A 24,001-nucleotide genomic window follows, 5' to 3' on the forward strand; every position below is an offset into this window, starting at 1 on the left:
GACGGAGGCCGACCCCACAGACGGAGGCCGACCCCACGGACGGAGGGTGAGCACGCCATGCAACTCGCCGAGCTGATGTCCCTCCGCCCGGTCCCGTCCGCGGGCCTGCTGGTCACCGTCACCGGGCGCTGCCCGCTGCACTGCGCGCACTGCTCCACCACCTCGACCATGGCCTCCCCAGAACCGGACTCCGCCCGGCTCCTGAGGTTCGTCGGTTCCTTCGAGGCCACCGACCGCCCCGAGGTCCTGATGCTGACCGGCGGTGAACCACTGCTGCGCAGCGACCTCACCGCCGAACTGGCCGGCCGGGCGCGCGCCGCAGGCACCAGGGTCGCCCTGCTCACGGGTGCCTGGTTCGCCGCCCGCGGCGCCGGGAACCGCCCCGGATCCGGACCCGGGGAGCCGGACCATGCCGTGATCCCGCCCGCCGTCCTGCGGGCGATCGGCGCGCTCGACCACTTCTCGGTGAGCGTCGACGCCTTCCACGAACGCGAGGTCCCCCGCGCCCGCGCCTTCTCGGTGGTGCGGCAGGTCCTCGACCGGGGGATCGCCTGCAGCTTCCACGTCGTGGGCGACGGACCGCTGGACCCCTACCTCGCGGACGTGACCACCGACATCCGCCGCGCGTTCGGTGACCGCGTCCCCATGCTGGTCAACTCGCTGCGCCCGGTGGGCCGCGCCGCCTCCTGGGCCGCCGCGAAAGCCGTCCCCGCCCCCGACCCCGGCCGGGTGCGGCCCTGCTCGATGGCCGCCTGGCCGGTCGTGGCGGCCGACGGCACCATCCTGGCCTGCTGCAACCAGCACACCGTCGACCGCCGGCCGGCCCCCGCCCACCTGACGGTCGGCCACCTCGACGGGAGCGACTGGGCCTCCGTGAGCCGGCGGGTACGGTCGGCGCCCGCCCTGCGGATGATCAGGACGGTGGGGCCGGGCCATCTGACCGCCCGCTACGGCACGGCGGCCGGTGCCGGTCCGCGGCCGGGGTACTGCGACGGGTGCCGTGCTCTGGGCGAGCACCCCGAAGTCCTCGCCGCCGCGGACCGGCTGGCCGGCGGCCCGGCGGGTGCGCTGCTCGACCTCCACGTCGCGCAGCTGCAGCGGGAGGCCGGCCCGGTGTCGTTCGTACGACGGCACGGCACGGCCGGGTACGAGGACCTGGTCGCCCTGCCCGGAGCACCGCGGTGAGCACCCCGATGGGCACCCCGATGGGCACCGCGGTGAGCACCGCCGCCGGCCTCCGGGCGCGGCTCGCGCTCACCGAGCCGATGGTGCGGGCGGCCACCGACGCACTGTGGCGGCCCACCGGACTCGCCCCGCGCTACGCGACGTACCTCGCGGTGATGCACGGCGTGATCCGGGCCTCGGTCCCGCTCATGGAACGCGCGGCCACGCTGTGCGCCGCGCTCCGCCCGCACGATCCGGTAGCCGCACCGCTGGAGCGCTACCTCCGAGTCCACGCCGAGGAGGAACGCGGCCACGACGACTGGCTGCTGACCGATCTCGCCGCGCTCGGCGACACCGCGCTCGGCGACACCGCGGCGGCCGTCGCCGGCGAGCAGCCGCCGCCGGCGACCGCCCGGTTCGTGGGGGCCCAGTACTACTGGATCGAGCACCACCACCCGGTAGCCCTGCTCGGATACATCGCCGTACTGGAGAGCAACGCCCCCGCTCGCCGGCTCGCCGACCACATCGTCTCGTCGGGTGTCCCCGAGGCCTCGCTGCGCACCGTCCGCGCACACGCCGAGCTGGACGACGGACACACCGCCGACCTCTTCGAGCTGCTCGACGTCCTTCCGCTGACGCCCGTCCTGCGGCGGGCCGTCACCACGAGCGCCCTGCACACCGTGGACGGCCTCGTCGGGCTGTTCGGCCGGATCGCAGGGGAACCACGCCCGACCCACCGCCTCCCGGAAGGAACGTACCCGTCATGAGCGAACGCCTGGAAGAACCCCTGGCAGCCGGCGGTCCCGACGACCGCGGGGACGACACGCTCCGCGCCCTGGAGATCCACGGCTTCGGACTCGCCGCACTGACCGAGGAGCAGCGCCAGGTGCTTCGGGACCTGAGCGCGGAGGAGCTCGAACTCGTCCTCGACCTCAAGGACCGGCTCGACGAGGCGGGCCCCGAGGTGCAGGCGCACAGCGAGATCGCCGGCGGAGCGCTGTTCTGACACCGGGGCCGTGCGGCCCCGCGTGACCCGCGCCGACCGTCCGCGAACCGCCAGCCAGGAGGAGTCAGCCATGCGGTGTGCAGCCTGCGACCGCGCGATGCCGTCCGGAGCACGTTTCTGCCCGTCCTGCGGCGTGCCCGTCGGCCGCGCGGGCGCGGCAGCCCCCGCCGAGGAACGCAAGATCGTGACCGTCGTCTTCTGCGACCTGGTCGGCTCCACCGCGCTCTCCGGAGTACTGGACCCGGAGACCCTGCGCACGGTCGTCCTCCGGTACTTCGACCGGATGCGGGCGCCGCTGGAGGAATGCGGGGGCACGGTCGAGAAATTCATCGGGGACGCCGTCATGGCCGTCTTCGGGGTGCCCGTCACCCACGAGGACGACGCCCGGCGGGCGCTGTCCGCGGCGCTCGCGATGCTCGACGCGGTACACGACCTCAACGAGAACGAACTGCACCCCACCCTGGGCATCCGGCTGGCCGTGCGGATCGGCGTCAACACCGGACCCGCCGTCACGAGCACAGACGTGTCCACCCGACAGGCCCTGGTTGCCGGGGAGACGGTCAACGTCGCCGCCCGCCTGGAACAGCACGCCGCCGAGGGCGAGGTCCTGATCGGTCCCGAGACCAGGCGGGCGGCCGGCCCCAGCGCCCGCTCCGAGCCGGTCGGCCCGCTGCGGCTCAAGGGAAAGACGGCGCCGGTGACCGCGTACCGGCTGCTCGCCGTCGCCGAGGACGACCCGCGGCTCTCGCGCCGCTTCGACGTGCCCCTCGTCGGCAGGACGGCCGAACTCGGCCTGCTGCGGCAGGCGTTGCGGGACGTGACAGGGGGGCACGACGCACCGAACGTCCTCGTCGTGCACGGCGAGGCGGGCATGGGCAAGACGCGCCTGGTCCACGAGTGGCTCAGGGACACGGGTCCCGCCTGCGCCCAGGGCTCCGGCCGTTGCCGTCCCTACGGTGAGCACGGAAGCCTCGCACCGCTGGCGGACGCGGTGCGGGAGGTGCTGCGGCACTTCCCCGACATACGGGATCCGGCCGGAGCCGACGAGGACACCGACGGGGACACCGACGAGCGCGACGAGATCAGGCAGGCGCTCGCGCTGCTCGCCGGCGGTCTGCTGGAGGACGGCACGCCGAACCCCTCGGTCGACGACACCTGCGCCGCGGCCGGCGACCTCCTGGCCGCGCTCGCCCGCAGGCGGCCGGTCGTGCTGGTGGTGGACGACTGCCAGTGGGCCTCGGACGTGCTGCTCGACGTCCTGGGCACACTGGCCGCGGACCTGACCGCCTCGCCCGTACTGTTCGTCTGCCTGGCCCGTCCCGACCTCCTGGACCGGCGCTCCGAGTGGGCGTCGACCGGGCGGGCCGCCAGGTCGCTGTCCCTGCCCGGCCTGACCGCACATGAGGCCGCGACTGTCGCGGAGACCCTCATGGAGGTGGGCGCGCACGGTTCCGGCGCGGCCGTCGCCGAGGACACCGCGGCCGGGTCGGGCGTACCGGCGCACGTGCTGGAGGCGGCGGGCGGCAACCCGCTCCACCTGGAGCACCTGGTCGCGGCCGTCATGGAACACGGGTCCGGCTACCGGGCCGGGGGCGCCGACGGGTTGCCGACCACCTTGCAGGCCCTGCTCGGCGCTCGGATCGGTGCGCTCGGCCGCGCGGAGCGCACCACTTTGGACCTCGCGGCCGTGGTGGGGCGGGAGTTCACCGCGGACGACGTGGCCGCGCTGGCCGAGCGCGACCGCGACGGCGTGCCCGCGGACGTCCTGGTGGGTGCCCCGGCGGGCGCCTCGACGGGCGGTGACGCCGTGCCGTCCCTGCGCGGCGGCGTCGAGGCCGCGCTCGTGCGCCTGCGCGGGCACCGACTCGTGGACGTGCCGGACGTGCCGGACGGGAGCGGACGGGAGACGCCCGTGCTCCGGTTCAGCAGCGGTCTCCTCCACGAGGTCACCTACCACTCCATGGCGAAGCGCGCCCGGGCCGAGCGGCACGAACACCTCGCTGCACAGCTCGCCGCCCGGCCGCCGGACGCGACCGCACGCGACGGGGACCGCACGCAGGACCGTCCGGGGAACCGCACGGAGGACCGTCCGGGGAACCGCACGGAGGACCGCACGGTGGAGGCGAGCGCGGCGATGGCCGGCCACCTGGAGCACGCCTACCGCTACCGGACCGAACTGGGCCTCGCCGGGCCCCGTACCGAAGCGCTGCGGCGCGCCGCAGCCCACCTCCTGGTCGAGAGCGGCACCCGTGCCCTCGCCCGCTCGGACCTCGCCTGGGCGGACGGCCTCCTGCGCCGGGCCCTCGGGCTGGCCCGGGACGGTGAGCCCGACCGGATCGCCGCCACCCGCGGACTCGGCGAGGTCTGCCTGGCCACCGGTCGCACGGACGAGGGGTGTTCCCTGCTGCGGGACGTCCTGACCGCGCCCGCCCCGCACCTCGTCGAGACCGCGCACGCGCGGCTCGCGCTCTCCGTGGTGTCCGCGGACCTCGCGGGCGGCACCCCAGGCGAGATCGCCCACCGGACCATGGCGGTCTTCGAACGGGCCGGCGACGAACTCGGCCAGGCCAGAGCGGCCGTCCGGCTCGCACAGGAGCGCCAGTTCGAGGGGCGGCACGAAGCCGCCGACCTCCTCCTGAGCCGCGGCCTCGAGCACGCACTGCGTTCGGGCGCCGAGCCCGAACGCGCCCTGGCGCTGGGAGCCATGGGCATCTCTCTGTGGCGTGGTCCCGCACCCGTGCCCGGGGCGACGGCCCGCGCGCGGACGCTGCTCGCCGAGCACGGCGAACAGCGGCCGACGGTCCGGCTGACACTGAACTGCCCGCTGGCGGTGCTGTTCGCGCTCGGGGAACGGTGGCAGGACGCGCACACCTGCCTCACCCGGGTACGACGACTCGTGGACGGCCTGGGCTACGCCGAGGGGGCGGTGGTGCTGCCGCTGTTCCACGCCACCGTGGAGGCCCTCGCGGGCGACGGGCGGCACGCGCTGGAACTGCTCGACGAGGCCACCGCCGCCGCGCACGCGCTCATGGCCGACGGACTGCTGGCCGCGCTGCACAGGGAGTCGGCGCGGCTGCTGCTGGACGCGGGCGGGGTCGACGAGGCGGTGGCCCATCTGACCGCGGCCACCGGTCCGGGCGGTGCGGGCGGTCCGGATGATCTGGGCACGGCCTCGCCCGCCCCGGCGTCACCGGCCCGCTCCGACGCCGCCGACCTCGACGGACTGCTGGCCCGCATCGCCGTGGCCGAGGGCCGGCCCGCGGACGCCGTCACGCTCTCCGAACGCGCCGTGCGCCACGCCGTCGGCACCGACTCGCCGGTCGTCAGGGCGATTGCCTGGCTCGACCGGTCCGAGGTCGTGCGGCGGACGGGCGGGGCGACGCAGGCGCGCGCGGCGGCGGAACGGGCCGTCACCTGCTTCGAGTCGAAGGGGCATCTGCCCGGTGCGCGGCGGGCCGCGGCGGCCCTCGACGCCCTCGACGCCACTCCCGGGCGTACCGGCGGCGGCTCCCGCCCCGGCACGGCTCCGCTCCCCGACCGGACACCGAAGGGCCCCTGAATGGACACGGTACAGACGGCGCCGCGCCGCCCCGAACTGGTGTGGAGCCTGCGCGGCAGGCGACCCGAGGACATCGGTGTCACCGCCGACGAGGAGCGCCCCGGGTCGGCACGGGAGGGGGAGGACGCCCGCGGACGCGGTGTCCGTGTGTGCGTCGTCGACTCCGGTGTGGAGTCCGGCCATCCGTTGGTCGGCCGGGTCGACGGCGCCTGGGCCGTGACGAAGGACGAGCACGGGATCGGCGTCACGGAGACCGCGGCCACGGACAGCTGCGGTCACGGCACGGCCTGCGCGGGGATCATCCGCAGGATCGCGCCGGAATGCGAGCTCTACAGCGTGCAGGTGCTCGGCAGGACGTTCGGCGGGACCGGGGACGTCCTGCTAGCGGGCCTCAGGTGGGCGATCCACGAGGGTTTCGACGTCATCAACCTGAGTCTGTCCACGACCCGGGCACGGTTCGTCGAGGAACTGCGTGTCCTCGCCGACGAGGCGTACTTCCGCCGGACCGTCATCGTCGCCTCGGCCCACAACTCCACGGTGGAGAGCTTCCCCTGGCGGTTCGCGTCGGTGATCTCCGTGGGCAGCCATGCGGAGGACGACCCCGACCTGCACCTCTACAACCCCAGTCCGCCGGTGGAGTTCTTCGCTCCGGGCCAGAACGTCCAGGTCGCCTGGCTCGGCGGCACGACGATCCGCACGACGGGCAACAGTTTCGCCACGCCGTACATCACGGGACTGTGCGCCCGTGTCCTGTCCCGGCACCGCAGGCTGACGAGCTTTCAGCTCAAGAACGCGCTCTACCTTTCCGCGGCCAACGTACACACCGGTATGAGGGGTGCTTCGTGAACGACGACAACGCTGGGACCGACGCGGCGAACGACCTGCTCTCGCAGGAACTCCTGCGGTCCGTGGTCGACGTGGCGCGCGCCATCTTCGGTGCCGCCGCCAGCTCGGTGTTCCTGCTGGACGAGGCGCGGCACGAACTGGTCTTCCAGGCGGTCTCCGGCCAGGGCGAGGATGTTCTGGTGGGCAGGCGTTTCCCCGCGAAGAGCGGTGTCGCCGGCTGGGTGGTGATGTCCGGCGAGCCCGTCATCGTGGACGACCTGTCGCACCGCTCCGACTTCGACCGGGCGTTCGCCGAGTCCACGGAGTACGTGCCCGACGCCCTGATGGCGGCTCCGCTGACCCACGAGGACCGGATCCTGGGCGTGCTGGAGGTCCTGGACCCGGCTCCCCAGTCCCGGTCCAGCCTCGACGAACTGGACCTGCTGGCGCTGTTCGCCCGGCAGGCGGCCTTCGCCCTGCGGGTGGTGCTCGACCGCCGGCGGCGCGCGGCGGGACCGGACCTCTGCGGCGAGGACCTCGCGGCGGCCCTGCGCATGGCGGAGGACCTTCGCCGCCTGCTGGGAACATCCACCTGACGGTCCGCCGACCGGCCGACGGGCACCGGGACAGGGCGGGCCTATGAGGGGGGCGCCCCGTGGGGGAGGGCGACGCGGGCCCGTGAAGGGGGGGGCGGCTTGGAGGCCGCGCCCACGAGGGGTGGGCGCGGCCCCGTGCAGGCCCGTACCGGCGCCTCCCTCAGTGGGTGAGTCGTCGGTCCGGGGCCGCGGTCGGCCGTCCGCGTGGTTCCCACGGGGGCGTGTGCCGGGGGGCCGCCGCCAGGCGCAGCGTGCGGCAGCGTGCGGCGCCGGTGAGTTCGTACGGCACCAGCATCAGCTCGTCCGCCCCCGACCGGCGGGCCAGTGCGTCCAGTTCGGCGTTCACCTTCGTCGGCGCGCCGAGGACCACCTGGTTCTCGGCGAGGGTCCGGCGGGCCACCTGGAGGGCCTGGGCCGGGGACAACGTGGTGTCCGCGGCGGCCTCCCGGTAGGGGCCGCCCAGCCGCGCAGAGGTGTGGAGGGCCAGCCTCTCGGCCTCCTCGTCGGTCCCGGCGCAGACCACGTTGACCGAGACGACGAGGTACGGCCTTCCGCCCGCCCGTGCCGCCCGGAAGGCGGAGCGGTAGTGGGCCGTCGCCGCCGGCCGGCACTTGGAACGGCCCAGGTGATGGCCGTAGGCGAACGGCAGCCCCCGCTCCGCGGCGATCCGCGCGCTTCCCTCGCCGGCGCCCAGGACGTGGACCTCGGGCGGGCTCGACGGACGGGGCGTCAGCGGCAGCGCGTGGAAGCGGTGCCGCTCCGGTCCACGGTCCAGCAGGAAGCCCATGAGTTCGTCGATCCGCTCCGGGAACTCGGCCGCGCCGAGCGGATCACGGCGCAGGGCCGCTTCCATGAGTCCGTCCGGCCTCACGGGCCCGGCCACGGACCGGCCGAGGCCGAGATCGATCCGTCCGGGATACATCGCCTGGAGGGTGGCGAACTGCTCGGCGACCGTCAGAGGAGGGTGGTTGGGCAGCATCACCCCGCCCGAACCCACCCGGATCCGCTCGGTCCGCGCCGCGATGTGCGCGATCAGCACAGCGGGTACACCGCTCGCGGTCCGGTGCGAGGAGTGGTGCTCGGCGACCCAGAAGCGCGCGTAGCCGTACGCGTCGGCCGTCTCCGCGGTGTCCACCATGTCCTGGAAGGAGCGCTCGGCCCCGGTCTCCGGGAGGCGGCCCCCGAGTTCGAGCACGGACCGGGGCACAGGCGGGACAGTCGGGTCCGGAGCGTCGTCGGTCATCGGGTCGGCCACGCTCATGCTTCGCTCCGGAGTGTGTGGTGGACGGGGTCGGGTCACGGCCGGAAGGAGCCGGCGAAGTACGTCAGGGGCTCGCCCGGGGTGCCGCGGGCGAGGTCACGCACCTCGCCGAGCAGGATGGAGTGGTCCCCGCCGTCGTACACGGCGGTCAGGGCGCACTCCAGCCAGGCCAGCGCGCCCGTGATCAGCGGCGTACCAGTCACGCGCCCGGTGAACGCGCCGATCGTGTCGAACGCGCCGGGTCCCCGGGGCCGGCGGTGGTCCGAGAAGTACCGGGCCACGTGGTCCTGGCCGGAGCGGAGGATGGAGACCGCGAAGTGCCGCTCCGCGAGCACGGTCGCGTGCACGGCCGCGGTGCGGGCCACGCAGACCAGGACGAGCGGGGGGTCGAGAGAGACCGAGGTGTACGAGTTCGCCGTCATCCCCTGGGGGAGGTCCCGCCCGGCACTGACCACGGTCACTCCGGTCGCGAACTGCCCGAGCACCGCGCGCAGGGCGTCCCGGGTGGCGGCGCCCGGTGTGAGGGACGGGGTGCTCCTCATCGGCGGGCCGCACGCCGGGCCGGTGACGTCACGCGGGCCCGTGCCGTGTGGCGCAGCGTGCGGGCGCGGGCCTCACCGCTGACTTCGAAGGGCGCGATCATCAGCTCGTCCGCGGCGAACAGGGCGGCCAGCGCCTCCAGTTCGGCGGCGACCTTCGCGGGGGCGCCGTGCACCACCTGGTACTCGTCGAGGATCCGGCGGGCCAGGTGTTCCTCCCGGGCCGGGGACAGCGGGCCGAGGGAGGTGGTGTTGCCGGAGTGGACGGCCAGGTGGACGGCGGTCCGCAGGGCCAACGACTCGGCCAGTTCGTCGGTCTCGGCGCACACCACGTGGACCGAGACGGCGAGGTGGGGCCGGGAGCCGTCCTGCCCGGGGTGGTCCGGATCCGGCCGGAACGCCGCCCGGTAGCCCTCCACGGCCTCCGGGCGGCAGACGGAGCGGCTGAGGTGGTGGCCGTAGACGAAGGGAAGTCCGCGTTCCCCGGCGAGGCGGGCGCTGGTCGTGCCGGCGCCCAGGACGTGGACCTCGGGCGGGGTGGCGGACCGCGGCGTCAGCGGCAGGGAGTGGAAGCGGTTGCGGTCAGGGCCCCTGCGGAACAGGACACCCAGCAGTTCGTCGATCTGTGCGGGGAACCCGGTGCCGGCCCCGGGGGCCCGCCGCAGGGCCGCCTCCAGCAGCCGGTGGGCTTCGGTGCTGCCGCCGGAGGGGCGGCCGATGCCCAGGTCGATGCGCCCGGGGTGGAGGGTCTGCAGGGTGGCGAACTGCTCGGCGACCGTGTACGGCGGGTGGTTGGGCAGCATCACCCCGCCCGAACCCACCCGGATCCGCTCGGTCCGCGCCGCGATGTGCGCGATCAGCACGGCGGGGGAGCTGCTGGCGCTCGTGCGCACGGCGTGGTGCTCGGCGACCCAGAAGCGCCGGTAGCCGTGCGCGTCCGCGGTCCTGGCCGTGTCCACCATGTCCCGGACCGCCTGCTCGGCACTCGTTCCGGCCGGATGGCCGCCCCGTTCGAGCACGGAGAGCGGCAGGGACGGTTCGGCGGGGTCCGCGGACCGCGGCGCGTGCCGGGAGGTCGTGGTCATGCGTCACTCCGGGTGGGCTCCTGGGGAGCGATGGGGGCGGCGGTCGGCGTCGGCAGGGTGAAGGCCAGGAGCGCGAGCACCACGTAGGAGACCGCCAGGACAAGGGCGGTCACCGCCAGCGAGCTGGTGGTCAGCAGCAGCGCGGCGGCCAGTGGCGCGCAGGGCTGGAGCAGCTGGACGACGAAGTCGTTGGCCGTGGTGACGCGGCCGTAGATCTCCGGGGGGACCGAGGTGGCCATGACGGAGACGACGGCCGCGTTGATCGCCGGGACCAGCAGGGACATCGCGGAGAACGCGGCGACGAACGCGAGGGTGCTCCCGCTGAGCCACGCGAGGGTCAGGAGCGCGCCGGCGGCCGCCGGTCCGGAGGCGACGAGGACCGGCAGTGGCAGTCTGCGCTGGAGGGTGGGGGCGGCGAGCGAGCCCAGCAGCCCCGCCAGGGCCGCGCTGCTGAACGCGTAGCCGACGGCCGCGGCTCCACCGGGCCGGTCGCCCACCCCGAGCATCAGGGCGGAGCCGAACATGCTGAAGACCACGGTCATACCGCTGAAGAAGACGGTGGAGCGGCGCAGGAACGGGTCGTGCGCCAGGTGCCGGAAGCCGACGGTCAGCCGGTCCCGGAACCCCGCCGCCGGCGCCTGCCGCACCGGCTCCGGACCGGGCGGGGCCGGCGGGACCACCGCGGGTTCCGGTACCGAGAGGTCCTTGGGGTCCTTCGGCGGCGCGGTCGCCGCCCGTTTGCGCGGCACCATGGCGGCGACGCAGAGCGCCGACGCCAGGAAGGTGACCGCGTCGACCGCGAAGGGCAGCGCGGGGTACACCCCGACGAGCAGTCCGCCCGCCGCGGGGCCCGCCATCGACACTCCGTAGGCGCGGGCCTGGTTCAGTGACACCGCCGTGGGGATCTGCTCGTTGCTGACGACGCGCCGGATCAGCTGGAACTGCGACGGCTTGAACACCTCCATCGCGCTCGCGGAGGCGATGACCGCGCCGATCGCCAGCCACATCGGCAGGGGCCCCGCGAGCAGGAACAGGGCCACGGCCGCGGAGACCACGAGGCGGACGAGGTCGCAGGCGATCACGAGCCTGCGCTGGTCCTGGTGATCGCTCAGTATCCCGGCGGGGATGCGGACCAGCAGGCCGGTGACGGCCACCACCGTGGTCACCGCGGCCACGGAGGTGGGGGGATGGCCCCCGGCCAGCAGGACGAGCGGCAGTGCCACCCCGGCCATCGAGGAGCCGAAGCCCGACAGTGTCTGCCCCACCCACAGCAGCCGGAATGGACGGTTGTGGCGCAGCACCGAGGTCCGGCCCCCGTCCGTCCGCACGGCCTCGGTGGTCACGAGCCGTCCCCCGGGGCGGGCCGCGCGCCGGTCAGCAGGTCGTCGAGGAGGAAGTTCCGGTTGGTGCGCCGTCCCGGGGCGGCGTGCCGGAGCCGGTCGAGGAACAGGGCCACGCCCGCCGAGCCGCTCGCCAGGTCGCAGCATTCCCGCAGTGACTGCTCTCCGGGGAAGACGACGCCTTCGGGGCGCCGCAGGGTGTGGCAGAGCACCGCCTCCGCCGCCCGCTGCGCGTCGCCGAGGAGTTCCGGGTCGCCGAGGAACTCGTACGCGTCCAGGAGTGTGTTGCCCAGGCCGCTGATCCCGTGGAAGAGCTGGGGAAGACCGGTGTACTTGCGGCGGACGTCGGGGAGCACGCGGTCCACTTCCTTGCGCAACCGGTCCTCGCCGGTGACGTCCCAGTAGCGCAGGAGGGTGGTCAGTACCCCGGCCGTGCCCGCGTCCCAGTAGTGGCGCCGTACCCGCGGGCCATCGCTCTGCGCGAACGACGGGAAGGACAGCACTCCGCTGGTCGAGTAGATGGGGTGGGAGAGGTCGAACTCCAGCGCCGCAAGCCCGAGATCGAGCAGCCGCCCGTCGCCCGTGGCCCCCTGTAGGGCGAGCAGGAACATGGCGACGCCGGACGCGCCGTAGCCGTAGCCGACCGGGATCCGGTCGGCCGAGTCGGGCCAGTGCGCCCGGCCGTCCTCCCAGCGGGCCTCCGCCGTCAGGCGGTCGCCGATCGTGACGGCGCGGTCGAGGAACTCCTGCACCCCGTGGTCGCGCCACAGCCGCAGACAGGCCATGCCGTGGCCCGCCGCGCCGGTCAGGACGCCGGGTTCGGTGTGCAGCAGCGGATGGCCGCCGGCCTCGCGCAGCAGCCGGACCGCCTGGTCCCGGTGGCCCAGCGCGGACAGCGACCACGCCACGCCGGCCGAGCCGTAGTAGAGGCCGGGGGGCAGCGCGTCGTGGTCGGTCGGCCGGCGCAGGGTCCAGGAGAGAAGGGCGTCGGGAATCTCGTGGCCCAGGGTGTGCATGGCGTACAGGCCGCCGTGCGCGCCGTGGGCGAGGGAGAGCGGGTTGGTCTCGAAGACCAGGACGTCGGCGGGCAGGAGCCGGTCCTCGCGTTCGACGGTCGCGGTCCCCTTCATGTAGTCGACGACGCCGTCGAGCACCTCGGTGATCCGCTCGTGCAGGGGGGCGCTGCGTTCCGGTTCGGGCCGCAGCCGGTGGGCGAGCGGCGGCGGCCGGCGCCAGGCGGTGTCGAACGGCAGCTCGGCCATCCGCCGGCGGAGCACGGCCGGGTCGGGCAGCTCCTCGTCCTCGCTGTAGAGGTCGCTGATCAGGGAGGTGAGGCCGGCGGGCAGGTCGAGGTCCCGGGCCACCTCGGTCATCAGGCGCAGCGGGAGTTCGTGGTCGACCATGTCGTTCTGCTGGCAGGCGAGCATGGTCGCCAGCATCAGGCCGCCGAGCGCGTAGTAGTCGGTGCGGCGGTCGCCGTGCTTGGCGGCCAGGGCACGCCGGGTGACCATCCCCGGCGTCATGAGCCCCGCTCCGGGGGCGCCGCCCTCGTGGAAGGCGGACTCCAGGTCGATGACGCGGATCCGGTCGTCCGATGTGACCATGACGTTGGTGGGGGACAGGTCGCCGAGGACGATGCCGCGCTCGTGGCAGAGCGCGATGGCGTCGGCGAGCTGCAGCCATATCCGCTGCAGGCGCTGGTAGTAGGCGGTCAACCGCTCGGCCGACAGGTCGAGCTCGAACACGGGGTTCTCGGTGGTGACGATCAGTCCCAGATGGCTGTCCCCCACCCATTCCTCGACGAGGTAGGAGTGTTCCCACTGCCGGAAGAAGTCGAGGGGGCGGACGAAGAACCCGCTGTCGGCCAGTTCCGTCAGCAGGTCGTACTCGTGGCGCAGCAGTACGACCGCGTCGAGCCCGTCGGGGCCGACCTCCACACCGGGCCGGGCCTCGCGCAGCACGACGTCGGCGCCGGTGACGGTGTCCACCGCCCGGTAGATGCCGCCGCGGTTGCTGAAGGCGACGGCGCTCCCGATCTCGTACCGGCCGTTCAGTACGCGCTTCGCCGCCGGCGCGTCCGGTTCCTCCGGGGTCGCGACGGGGGGCGGGCCCTCGCCGGTCACGGGATCCGTGGTCCACTCCGGCATGGACCAGTACGGGGTCCGGGTGTCAAGGACCAGGGCCCCGTCGGGGGACTCGATCAGCAACTCCCTCACACCCAGGGGCTGGAGCCGGAACCTGCTGGTGAAGCCGCCGTAGCGGTACGAGACGACGCGGGAGCCCGGGTAGCGGCGGTCCGACAGGACGTACGGGCCCTCGCAGCCCCGCAACGCTTCGGTGAGCCCGCGGGCGACGTCGTGGAAGGACGTCTCGTCGGGCGGGTAGACGGTGATGAACTTGCCGCTGGCCGGACGGGAGAAGGACTTGCTGTTCAGCTCGCGCACCTCGGCGGGGTCGATCAGGAACTTGAAGCGCACGCCCGCGTCACGCAGCACGGGCAGGCTGCGGCGCAGGGTCTCGGTGCTGGTCCGTGAGGTGGCGGAGACGTGGAGTTTCCAGCCCTGGCCGAGTTCGGGCGCGCCGGGCGGGTCCCCGACGAGCCAGTGTCCGTGGCGCCGCAGCCGCCAGTTCCCCGGCATCGCCGCACGGAACTCGGTCAGATGGGCGCTGCCGGGCTGGCGGCGGACGGGGTCCTCGAACCATCGGGGGTCGTACCTCAGGTAACGCAGCATCGTGTTCCAGGGGAGCTGCATGCCTACGGGGTCCTTTCTCGTCCGCGTCCGGCTGGCGGGCTCGACCGCCGGCCGGGCCGGCGGTCCAGCACGGCCCGGCCGACGCCGTACTACTGGGGGTGCGTCACGAGCAGAGCGAGCCGTTGCAGGAGCTGCAGCTCCCCGCCGCCGGGTCGTCGATGATCCCGGCCTGCGACGCGTCCTCGATGCCCTGCAGGCCCAGGACCGCCTCCGCGGAGTGCGCCTCGACCTCCGGCTCCTCCTGGGACTGCGCGTCCTCGACGACCTCTTCGGGGGTGGGTTCGATGTCCTCGGCCATGGTGGTCCTCCGATGGGTTCCACGGACCGGACGGCGATCGCCGCCCGGCCCCACCGAAGCTAGGCGGGACCAACTCGGGATCGGTGAACCACCGGTATGCAAGCGGTATGTACGCCCGGAAACGGGCCGGGGCCCAGGTCGCCACGGCTCCCGATCCACTGCGGGAGATCTCACCCACGGCTGCCAGGCCCTCGCCTCCGCACGGAAGGGCTCACCGGCCTGCTTGGACCGACGTTTTTTCGATGACGTCGTATGTGGAGTGCGTGGCGGTCCTGGAGCCGGTCGGGAAGGGCACCTGACCCGCGGTTCTGTGCGTGCGCGTTATGGGTGGTGTGGGCGTTACGGGCGATGTCTTGACACCGAGATCATGGGCATCCAGGCGATCGCCGCCCGGTTCGGCGACGACATGGAGTCCGGAGCTTGGTGTCACGCTCGGGGTCGGACAACTCCTTCCATGCCTTGGCGCGCTGGAAGGTGATGCCGCGGCGGGCGAGCAGGTACCGTAACGCCTCGCGGCCCATCCGGATCATGCGACCGTGCACCCGGTGTAGGTGAGCGGGGAGTTTGCGGATGGACCAGCGGGTGAAGGTGGCGGAGCGTGGTCGGTCAGTCTGCGTACTTGTACCGGTTCCGCCGCCGCTTCTCTCTCCCTCCCCCGCAAAGCCCGTCAAGTCCCGCCCGGCCCCGGTGCGCGGCCCGCTCGGCATCTCCTGCCATGAGCTGTTCGGAGCCCCTTCTCGACTGGCTGCAGAACTGGTATGTGCAGCAGACAGACACCAGACCGTGAACCTATGCAGTCACAGCATTAGCTCTCCGTCACGGAACCACCACGAACGGCGCTCGGCGCATGCGAAAATCCCGCAGATGGTGCATCACCGTGGCAAGGGCGTGCTGCCCGCCACGCAAGGGGAGGGGAGCCCCGCATGGTCCTGCTGTCGTCGAGTCCGAAGTGGCCCACGCTTCCCGGCTACTTCCATGACTGGGCGCTGGTGGACGTGGAGACTTCTGGGCTGAGACCGGGCCGGGACCGTGTCCTCTCGCTGGCGATCCTCACGTTGGACGCACAGGGCAACCAGACAGGGGAGTTTTCCACCCTTCTCAACCCGGGCTGCGATCCAGGTCCGGTGCACGTCCACGGCCTCACTCCGGACCGTCTCGCCGGCGCTCCCACATTCGAGGAAATCGCCCCGCAGGTGGGTGCACTGCTCAGCAGCCGTGTCCTGGTTGCCCACAACGCGCAGTTCGACTACGACTTCCTGGCCCACGAATTCGCCCACGTCCGCTCCTGGGTACCGGTCAGCAGACGTCTGTGCACGCTTGCCCTCAACCGTCTGGTCGGGCCCGCGACGCCCGATCTGAAGCTGGGCACACTCGCCGAGCACTACGGTGTGCGCCAGGACAAGGCCCACGACGCGCAGGACGACGTACGCGTCCTCTCCGGCATCCTGCGCGGCTCGCTGCGCGCTGCCGAGCAACTGGGCCTGGCCTTGCCGCTCCTGGAGTGTCCGCCGCGCCAGGACTACAAGCCGTACGTGCCCAAGACGCCCTGCGCGTACCGTAATCCGGGTCGGCTTGAGCCGGGTGAGCAGCTGACGCAGGGGATGAAGGTCGCCATCACTGGGGAAACCCGGGTCTCACGCGAGGAACTCGTCGCCCGCTCGGTGTCGGCCGGGCTCAACCTGATGACGTCGGTCAGCGGCCGGACCAGCGTCGTCGTCACCAACGACCCCGCCACCGGATCTGCCAAGTTGAAGCGGGCCGCCGACGAGGGCGTCCCCGTGGTGGACGAGTTGACCTACCTGCGACTGCTGGAGATGGTGCAGCCCGGCCAGGCCAAGGGCGCCGCCAGGCAGCATGCCGCTGAGGAGACGCTCGCCGGCGAGCCCACCGCACCGCCCGCGCCGACGCTTGCCGTCCCGGTCCAGCGGACTGTCGCACCGATGGAACCGACTGCCACGGCGGAACAGCCGCTCAGCGGGCGCAGGGTCCTGGTCCTGGGCGGCATCCACGACGAGGCCGTCGAGGCACGCGCGCGTGCTGTTGCCCTGGGAGCCTCCGCGGCGGTCAACCTCTCCGCCAGCGTGTCCGACGTCGTCGTGCTGCCCGGCGGCGAAGCGGACCGGCGCATGAGCCGTATCGCCGCCCTCGGCCTGCCCGTGCACAACGCCGACTGGCTGTTCGCGCCCGCCACACCGGTGATGCCCTCGGCGGCACAGAACGCGGCCGGACACCGGCCGGACACGGCATCGGTCTTGGTCCGAGGCGCCGTTCTCGACCTGTCCGACACCGGCACGGCCTGGACGGTCACCGCCGCGTGGCGTCAACAGACCGCCTGTGACGTAGACGTCGTCGCCTTCGCGGTCGATGAGCACGAACAGGTGGCAGGCGACGAGGACTTCGTCTTCTACGGTGCCCCCGAGCACCCGGACGGCACCGTACGGCTTGCCACGGACGGTCCGACGGAACAGGCCGTCACCGCCGACTTGGACCGGCTACCCCTGGAGACTCACCGGCTCGTCATTGCAGCCGCGATCGACGGCGCCGCGACCTTCGCCGACGTCGGCGCCATCGAGATCACTGCCACCCGCGGGATCGGCGCGGCCCCGGTCGCCCGGGCCACCCTCGACGCCGCCACCACGGAGCGCACCATGATCCTTGCCGAGCTCTACCGTCGCGGCGAAGGCTGGCGGCTGCGTGCCGTCGGGCAAGGCTATGACCATGGCCTCGCCGATCTTGCTCGTAGTTACGGAGTCGACGTCGCGGAATAGCGGACAAGCCTTCTGACAGAGCCGGGCTGGTCGGCCCACGCAATCGGGTCTCGACAGGCTGTTGCCCACACTCGTATGGGGTGACAGCACGTCACCCAAGCTGCCCCTCACTCAGCCGCCACGTCACCGTGGCACGCACGGGGCGGCCCCGATCGATGTGACATCCCATCCATGCCCCTGCGCTGCTCTCCGCCGAAGCGTCCACGCCTGCCTCCGGCCGTGTCGCGGCGTCCAATCGCCTTGTCAGGGACGGCCGTTGAAGGGCCCAGGCTTCCGAAGCTCCGTCAGTTCGGAGCGCTCCCTTTGTGGCGTGCGCCGGCTGTGCGGTCGCCGGGCCGGGAGACGGAACGGGCTGCACGCGCCTTCTCGCGGCGGAACGCGTGGGCGATGGTGCGCGCCTCGATGCCCGCCTGCCGAAGGACACCTGTGAGGGGATTGGTGTATCCGGCGAAGTACAGACGCGGGGCTGTGTGATGGTTCTGTGCCCCTACGGCGAGGGGTCGTCCGGCCTCGTCGAGTACGCCCAGGGACCCGACCAGGTCGTGCAGGCCGGACCGGTACCCAGTGGCGGCGATGACGGTGTCGGGTCGCACTCGGGTGCCGTCGGCCAGTACCACGTCGGGGCCGTCGAACGCCTGCACGGCCGGGACCGGCTCGATCCGCCCGGACCGGACGGCGGCATCGGTCTGCTGCTCAGTTCTCTGGTTCGCGGCGAGCTGGAGGGCTTCTTTCTCATCATCATGCTCAGCCTGGTCGACACCGGCCTGCAGAATCCGGTCTTCAACACGCTCATGGAGTGTGCGTAGGGCTGTTGAGGCGGATGCCGGGTCAGGCGCGCTCTGCGGGAGGGGGTGTGCGCAGCGCGATCATGGCGACGTCGTCGTCGTTGTCGCTCGGGCGGACCTGGCTCAGCAGCAAGTCGCAGAAGGAGTCAAGGGGGCGGTGTGCGAGGGAGGCCGCATGCCGGCGCAGCCGGTCGAGCCCGTGATCGATGGAGTGGCGCGGCGACTCGACCAGCCCGTCGGTGTAGAGCACGAGCGTGGCCTGGGGCGGGAGGACGGTGACGGCGTCGGGGCGCGGTCTGGTGACTCCGGTTCCGAGAAGCATGCCGTGAGCCTCGTCGAGGTAGCGGGTCTGACCGTCATGGGTGACGAGCAGGGCCGGCGGGTGGCCGGCGTTCGTCCAGCGTAGGCGCCACAGTGCGTCGTCGCCGAGTGTGAGCGTGGCGAGGATCATGGTGGCCATGGGTACCTCGGTTATGTGCATCACGACATCGTCGAGCCGTGTGACGACGACGCTGGGTGCGGCCTCCGGCTGGGACCAGGCGAAGGCGCGCAGCATGTTGCGGAGTTGAGCCATGCCGGCTGCGGCGTCGAGATCGTGTCCGACGACGTCGCCGATGGCCAGTGCGTGGGTGTGGTCGGCCAGCGCGAAGGCGTCGTACCAGTCACCGCCCACGGATGAGGCGTCCGGAGCGGGTACGTAGCGCGCGGTCATCTCCAGCCCGGGCAGGACGGGCAGCTGGGGCAGCAGGTGCCGTTGCATGGTCTCGGCGACTTTGCGCTGGCGCTGGTACAGGCGCGCGTTGTCCAGCGCCAGGCCCGCCCGGCGGGTGAGGTCCTCCAGCAGCGGCAGGTCGGCAGGGGTGAAGGCGCCATGACGCCGGTCGCGGCCCAGGGTCAGGGCGCCGAGAACGTCGCGCAGCCCGCGAATGGGGGCGATGACGGCGGAGTGCATACCGGTCGCGGTGAACAGGCGCTGCTGCTCGACCGCGATGCCGGAGTCGGGCGGACCTTGGTAGGTGGCGGGGCCGGCGAGGGAAGAGGCTGCGCCGCGCAGGGCCCGTGACAGGGGCATCGGCGACTCCGCCGGCACGGGAGGCATCGGGCCTTGCAGGTCGTCCCGCTCGACCAGAATGCCGTCCTTGTGCTCCATGACGAGAACACGTCGTACTTCGTCACGTTCGGTGAGCAGGTCGACCACCGCCCAGTCCGCGAGCCGGGGCACGCTCAGGGCCGCCAGCCGGTGCAGCGCCTCGTCCACGTCAAGGGTGGATGTGAGCTGCGTGGTCGTCTCGGCCAGCAGGGCCAGGCGGTCCAGTTCCGACAGCGGCGCCGAGTGCCCACCGTCGCTATGGCGAACGTCGGGCTGCTTGGCGTCGTACAGCATCGCCAGCGCACCTGTCCCGCCTGGGCCGGATGCGTAGGGCGTGACAAACCAGGACAACTGGACGAGAGTGCCGTCCCCGTGGGCGAACCACTCGGCCTCGCCGTGCCTGGTGTCCCCCGTGAGGAGCGCCTTCCGCATCCGGCAGCGCGTACGCGGTACCGAGTGCCCGTATCTGTCCCTGTGCAGCAGGTCGTGCAAGTCCTGACCGACGAGTTCTGAGGCTTCTCTGCCCAGCAGGCTCAGGGCCGCGCCGTTGACCGCGGCGATGATGCCGTCGTCATCGACCGCGAGGGCGGACTCCCGCAGGTCTTCCAGCGTTCCGTCGAGCGGGGCGCCAGAACGCGCCCGATGCCCGGGCAGGGGAACACTGCCCCAGCCGGGAGCGGCGACGTCGTCCATGTCCCACCTCTTGTTCAAGCCGGAATTTGCGCGAGTACCCCAACCGGACTCCGCCATGCACCGAAGGCTGGCCTTTCGTGCTGTGACTGCTCGAGCACATCGCGGTGGCGCTGAAGGAGGCCGCTCTCGAAGTCCCGAGCGCCGGCCGCGAGTGATGAGGAAGGCGGGGGTACGTTCCTGCGCAGGTGGGCGTGCACACACGGCGAGGGGCCGGGGACGCTGTTCAGCCAGTCGAGTCGGTGAGCCGGGTGCGCCGTCACCGGGCGCTGCTGCACGGGGTGTCGGTGCTTGCCCGGAGGCGTCGGAGGCGTCGGAGGCGCGGAAGGTCGCGGAGAAGAGGCTGCACGCCACGGTCGTGGGGCCGCGCGGCGGGCGGACCCGGCGTTGCCCGGCGACGTGGTGGCGACGTGGTGGCGACGCTCAGGATGTCGGAGGGCTCGCGGTTCTCGGAGCCGGCGCGGTTGCATCGGCCGTCGTCGCCGTCGCCGTCGCCGTCGCCGCCGCCGCGGATGACGGGCACCGCGTTGCCCGCGCGCTGGAGCGCACGGATGAGATCAGTCGGTATCGGCTCGGCCGACTGGAGCTCCGTCTCCGTTCCCACCTGACCGCAACGGCGGCGCGGGCCCGGTGTGGCGGCTCGGTGCGGCGGACGACGAGTCGGCCACCGAGCGGCGGGACGCGCCGGAGGCTGCCTGGCCTGAGGCCTGGAAGCCGGCCGCCCACACAGTAGTGGTGTGGGCGGCCGGATCCCGGGCTGTCAGGCGGTGACCCTGCCGAAGAGGTGGTTGGCAGGAGCGTCCGGGTCGTTGCCGTAGAAGAACTCGGTGAGGGCCTGGTGGAATTCGGCGCGGTCCAGCCCACCGGAGCCGTCCCTGTCCAGAGCGGCGAAGACAGTGGCGCAGTCCTCGCCGGGCACACCGGCGACCGAGTCGAACATCTGCTGGAACTCGGCCTGGTCGATCTTGCCGTCTGCGTTGAGGTCGACCAGGTCGAAGAAGCAGTTGGTGACCGGCGCGATCTGCTGCGGATAGAGGGCGGGGTTGGTCAGGACGCTCCCGAAGCCTTCGGTCATCTCCCGCAGATCGACCTTCCCGTCACCGTCCTGGTCCATCGGGGCGATCGCATTCGTCCAGAACCCGTCCATTCCCTCGATGAGCCGGCGGGCGGTCGCGGAGTTCGGTGCGGTGTCTCGGGCGGCGATGTAGCGCTCGCTCATCGCGCGGACGTCCTGCTGGGTGATGAACCCGTCGCCGTCGACGTCGGCGCCCCTGAACCACTGGGCGTACTTGAGGTCTTGAAGTGCAGTCACGACTGCGCACAGTAATCATCTGATTACGCAATTGCAAAACGAGGAGTGGAGCCTCTGGCGGCCGGGGCGGCCCGCTGCGCGCTCGGCGAACGCGGACTCCAAGGGCCGGCCCGAGGAGCAGGCAGCTTGCGGGTCAGTGTTCGAGGGGCGGGGGTGCGAAGGCGAGCACATCCGGAAGGGGGCCGTCGTAAGGCTCGACGTCGACGAGCGCACTGTGGGCGCTCGGTCCCTGGGACAGTCGCGAGCACCCTCGGTCGGCCGTGAGGGTGTTCGGATTGCCGTGGCGGTCCAAGGTGCCGCTTCGGCCTGGCTGGGCCGGGTCCCACCATGCTCCGGTGGACAGTTGGATGACGCCTGGCATGACGTCGTCCGACAGGACTGCGCCCGCCAGGCAGCTGCCGCGGTCGTTGTGGACGCGTACGATCATGCCGTTCTCGATGCCACGGGACGCGGCGTCCAGCGGATTGATCGTCACGGGCTCACGGCCACGGATCTTCGACTTGAGGCTGTGGCCGCCGTTGTCGTACTGGCTGTGCAGGCGGGAGGCGGGCTGATTCGAAATCAAGTGCAGCGGGAAGCGGTCCGAGAGGCCGGCACGGAGCCACTCCACTGGTTCGAACCACGCCGGATGCCCGGTGCAGTCGTCGTAGCCGAACGAGTTGATCTCCTCGGAGAAGATTTCGATCCGGCCCGACGGGGTCGCCAGGGGGAAACGCTGCGGATCTGCGCGGAGCGCCTCGAAGCTGCCGGGGAACGGACCGCTCAGCGACGGCAGTTCAGCCGTGGAGCTTCGCCAGAAGTCGTCGAAGCTCGGCAAGGCCCCGTCGTCGCCGAGGCCGGCCCTCGTCTGCTCGTAGAGGTGCCGGACCCATTCGATCTCGGAGCGTGACTGTGTGAACTCGCGCTCGTATCCCAGCCGGGAGGCCAGGGCGGCGAAGATGTGGTGGTCGGTGCGTGACTCGCCCGCCGGCTCACGGACTTTCGGCATCGCGACGAGGTGGGGGTCGGAGAATCCGGCGGCGAAGTCGTCGCGCTCCAGGCTGGTGGCGACGGGCAGGACGATGTCGGCGAACTTGGCCGTGGTGTTCCACCAGGCTTCGTGCACCACCACGGTGTCAGGGGTCTGCCAGGCGCGGGTCAAGCGGTGGAGATCCTGGTGGTGGTGGAACGGGTTCCCGCCGCACCAGTAGATCAGACGGAGCTCGGGCAAGGTCAGGCGCCGGCCGTCGTAGTCGATGGTCCTGCCCGGATGCAGCAGGGTGTCGGCGATCCGGGCGACAGGGATGAAATCCGCGACAGGGTTGGGAACCCGGGGAATCGACGCCACGGAGGGCCGGCCGGGGGCGACGCCGGTCGCGTCCATCGTCGCGTAGCCCGCGCCCCAGCCGCAGCCGGGCCGCCCCATCGAGCCCGCCATGGCAGCCAGCACGACCGACATCCAGATCGGCTGTTCGCCGTGGTCCGCCCGCTGTATCGCGTAGTTGACCATGATGAGCGAACGTTGCGTGGACAGGCGGCGAGCCAGTTCGGTGATCGTGTCCCGGCCCATGCCCGTGATCCTCGCCGCCCAGGCAGCATCCTTGGCAACGCCGTCGAATTCGCCGGTCAAGTAGGAGGCGAAGCGGTCGAACCCGACGCAGCAACGGCGAAGGAAGTCCTCGTCGTGCCAGTCGTTGACCAGCATGGTGTGTGCGATGCCGAGCATCGCGGCGGTGTCGGTGTTCGGGATGACGGGCAGCCACTCGGCGTCGAGGAAGCCGGCGGTGTCGCTGCGGATAGGGCTGATGTTCACGAACCGCACCCCGGCCGCGCGGCACTTACGCTGAAGGTCCTGCGTCCGGTGTCTGGCCAGTCCGCCGGGGTTGATCTGGCTGTTCTTGAGGGCCAGCCCTCCGAACGCCACCACAAGGTCACAGTTGTCGGCGATCTCGTCCCACATCGGCATCCGGGACTGGTAGCTCCACGGAGCTCCGCCGATCACATGGGGGAGGACGACCTCCAAAGCGGCGGTGCTGTACGTGTTGCGAGAGTCGGTGTATCCACCGCCCAACGCCAGGAACCGGTGGAGTTGCCCCTGCGCGTTGTGGAAGGCGCCCGCACTCGCCCAGCCGTAGGAGCCGCCGAACACGGCACTGTCTCCGTGCTGTGAACGTACGCGGCGCAGTTCCTCGCTCACCAGGGCGATTGCGTCGTCCCAGCTCACCTCCACGAAGGCGTCCGTGCCCCTGGCCGTGTCGTGGGCGCGCGGCAGGCCGTTCAGCCAGCCCTTGCGCACGGCGGGGCGTAACACGCGGGCGCTGTCGTCAGCGGCTCTCACCATTCCGGGTCCGATGGGCGACGGCGCGGGGTCGTCGGCCCTCGGCTCGATTCGCACCAGCCGACCGGAATCAACCACCGCGACAAAACTGCCCCAGTGCGTCGCAACCGACATGCGTCGTTCCACGATGGAATCAACTCCGTCTCTGAAGTTCCCCGGCTCTTGGGCAGCGGCCTCTCATGTCGCAGGGGCTGCACGTCAGTTGACGGGCCGCAGGACACAGACTCCCCCTGCCGCCCGCTGCCCAACCATGAAGGCGCCCGAGCCTTCCGACAGTCGCACAGGTGTCCTTCTCGTTCGATTTTCCCTCCGTGCAACGTGCTGACCTGCGGACAGACAAGGTGCGGTGAGAGGTCGACGCCCCGTCGTCCCACTTGCCGTTGTCGGCCGGCTGCGGTCGCGCGCGCGATGACCGTCGCGAGGTGCGGAAGGTCGGGTTGTTCTGCCGCCCGCGCGAGGGCGGGGTGGACGTCGTTGTCGACGGCTTCGCGTATCCGGTCACCAGCAGGCAGGAGTTTCCTGCGTTCATGGATCCGGAACGGTCCTCGTGTCTCGTTGTCGAGGTCGCCCACGGGCTGACCGACAGACCCGGTCGCCGGCCGGACCGCAAGAG

Annotated in this window: 17 protein-coding genes and 2 pseudogenes; 9 read left to right on the forward strand and 10 right to left on the reverse strand. The window is 72.2% G+C overall.

Annotation, left to right across the window (positions count from 1 at the left end; genetic code table 11):
• Positions 1-57: 57 nt before the first annotated feature.
• The 6 genes from K3769_RS30265 (at position 58) to K3769_RS30290 (ending at position 7,150) form a co-directional block, all read left to right on the forward strand.
• The gene (locus K3769_RS30265; protein ID WP_267029423.1) at positions 58-1,185 is read left to right on the forward strand and encodes a radical SAM protein; all 1,128 of its coding nucleotides are present in this window, start codon (positions 58-60) and stop codon (positions 1,183-1,185) included.
• A gap of 20 nt (positions 1,186-1,205) precedes the next feature.
• Positions 1,206-1,931, forward strand: coding sequence for an iron-containing redox enzyme family protein (locus K3769_RS30270; RefSeq protein WP_372515179.1), 726 nt, complete (start codon positions 1,206-1,208; stop codon positions 1,929-1,931).
• Positions 1,928-2,170: an aroma-sacti cluster domain-containing protein gene (locus K3769_RS30275; RefSeq protein WP_267029425.1), complete on the forward strand. Its 243-nt coding sequence runs from the start codon at positions 1,928-1,930 to the stop codon at positions 2,168-2,170. The genes K3769_RS30270 and K3769_RS30275 overlap by 4 nt, the downstream gene beginning before the upstream one ends.
• Before the next feature lie 70 nt (positions 2,171-2,240).
• The gene (locus K3769_RS30280) at positions 2,241-5,729 is read left to right on the forward strand and encodes an adenylate/guanylate cyclase domain-containing protein (RefSeq protein ID WP_267029426.1); all 3,489 of its coding nucleotides are present in this window, start codon (positions 2,241-2,243) and stop codon (positions 5,727-5,729) included.
• Positions 5,730-6,575, forward strand: a complete 846-nt coding sequence (locus K3769_RS30285) for a S8 family peptidase (RefSeq protein WP_267029427.1) — start codon at positions 5,730-5,732, stop codon at positions 6,573-6,575. It begins immediately after the preceding gene.
• Positions 6,572-7,150, forward strand: coding sequence for a GAF domain-containing protein (locus K3769_RS30290; protein WP_267029428.1), 579 nt, complete (start codon positions 6,572-6,574; stop codon positions 7,148-7,150). The genes K3769_RS30285 and K3769_RS30290 overlap by 4 nt, the downstream gene beginning before the upstream one ends.
• A 160-nt stretch (positions 7,151-7,310) precedes the next feature.
• Here K3769_RS30290 and K3769_RS30295 read toward each other — a convergent pair whose 3' ends face one another.
• The 7 genes and pseudogenes from K3769_RS30295 to K3769_RS41200 all read right to left on the reverse strand — a co-directional run.
• Positions 7,311-8,411, reverse strand: coding sequence for an MsnO8 family LLM class oxidoreductase (locus K3769_RS30295; RefSeq protein ID WP_267029429.1), 1,101 nt, complete (start codon positions 8,409-8,411; stop codon positions 7,311-7,313).
• Between the two features lie 35 nt (positions 8,412-8,446).
• Complete coding sequence (locus K3769_RS30300) at positions 8,447-8,953, reverse strand: flavin reductase family protein (RefSeq protein ID WP_267029430.1); 507 nt, start codon at positions 8,951-8,953, stop codon at positions 8,447-8,449.
• Positions 8,950-10,035, reverse strand: coding sequence for an MsnO8 family LLM class oxidoreductase (locus tag K3769_RS30305; RefSeq protein WP_267029431.1), 1,086 nt, complete (start codon positions 10,033-10,035; stop codon positions 8,950-8,952). Before K3769_RS30305 ends, K3769_RS30300 begins: the two co-directional genes overlap by 4 nt.
• Positions 10,032-11,378 carry an MFS transporter gene (locus K3769_RS30310; protein ID WP_267029432.1) on the reverse strand — a complete coding sequence of 449 codons (1,347 nt, stop codon included), beginning with the start codon at positions 11,376-11,378 and terminating at the stop codon, positions 10,032-10,034. Before K3769_RS30310 ends, K3769_RS30305 begins: the two co-directional genes overlap by 4 nt.
• Positions 11,375-14,128, reverse strand: coding sequence for a class III lanthionine synthetase LanKC (gene lanKC, locus K3769_RS30315; protein ID WP_267029433.1), 2,754 nt, complete (start codon positions 14,126-14,128; stop codon positions 11,375-11,377). Before lanKC ends, K3769_RS30310 begins: the two co-directional genes overlap by 4 nt.
• 103 nt (positions 14,129-14,231) lie before the next feature.
• On the reverse strand, positions 14,232-14,426 hold the full coding sequence (locus tag K3769_RS30320) for a hypothetical protein (RefSeq protein ID WP_267029434.1): 195 nt from the start codon (positions 14,424-14,426) through the stop codon (positions 14,232-14,234).
• A 416-nt stretch (positions 14,427-14,842) separates the two neighbouring features.
• Positions 14,843-15,046, reverse strand: a pseudogene (locus tag K3769_RS41200) (IS630 family transposase); the annotation flags it as partial.
• Between the two features lie 303 nt (positions 15,047-15,349).
• Here K3769_RS41200 and K3769_RS30330 point away from each other — a divergent pair.
• Both K3769_RS30330 and K3769_RS30335 read left to right on the forward strand, forming a co-directional pair.
• A complete protein-coding gene (locus K3769_RS30330) occupies positions 15,350-17,194 on the forward strand; it encodes a TerD family protein (RefSeq protein WP_267029435.1) in 1,845 nt (614 codons plus the stop codon).
• A 473-nt stretch (positions 17,195-17,667) separates the two neighbouring features.
• On the forward strand, positions 17,668-18,000 hold the full coding sequence (locus tag K3769_RS30335) for a hypothetical protein (RefSeq protein ID WP_267031766.1): 333 nt from the start codon (positions 17,668-17,670) through the stop codon (positions 17,998-18,000).
• Between the two features lie 22 nt (positions 18,001-18,022).
• Here K3769_RS30335 and K3769_RS30340 read toward each other — a convergent pair whose 3' ends face one another.
• Positions 18,023-19,762, reverse strand: coding sequence for a SpoIIE family protein phosphatase (locus K3769_RS30340; RefSeq protein ID WP_267029436.1), 1,740 nt, complete (start codon positions 19,760-19,762; stop codon positions 18,023-18,025).
• A 171-nt stretch (positions 19,763-19,933) separates the two neighbouring features.
• On the opposite strand from K3769_RS30340, the pseudogene K3769_RS41205 reads away from it, so the two are divergent.
• A pseudogene (locus tag K3769_RS41205) lies at positions 19,934-20,348 on the forward strand (hypothetical protein); the annotation flags it as partial.
• A gap of 171 nt (positions 20,349-20,519) precedes the next feature.
• Here K3769_RS41205 and K3769_RS30345 read toward each other — a convergent pair.
• Together K3769_RS30345 and K3769_RS30350 are read right to left on the reverse strand one after the other, a co-directional pair.
• Positions 20,520-21,071, reverse strand: coding sequence for an EF-hand domain-containing protein (locus K3769_RS30345; RefSeq protein WP_267029437.1), 552 nt, complete (start codon positions 21,069-21,071; stop codon positions 20,520-20,522).
• A 133-nt stretch (positions 21,072-21,204) separates the two neighbouring features.
• Positions 21,205-23,502, reverse strand: a complete 2,298-nt coding sequence (locus tag K3769_RS30350) for a molybdopterin-dependent oxidoreductase (protein ID WP_267029438.1) — start codon at positions 23,500-23,502, stop codon at positions 21,205-21,207.
• Positions 23,503-24,001: the final 499 nt, after the last annotated feature.

Source organism: Streptomyces ortus, assembly GCF_026341275.1.
In the GTDB taxonomy this organism is placed as follows: domain Bacteria; phylum Actinomycetota; class Actinomycetes; order Streptomycetales; family Streptomycetaceae; genus Streptomyces; species Streptomyces ortus.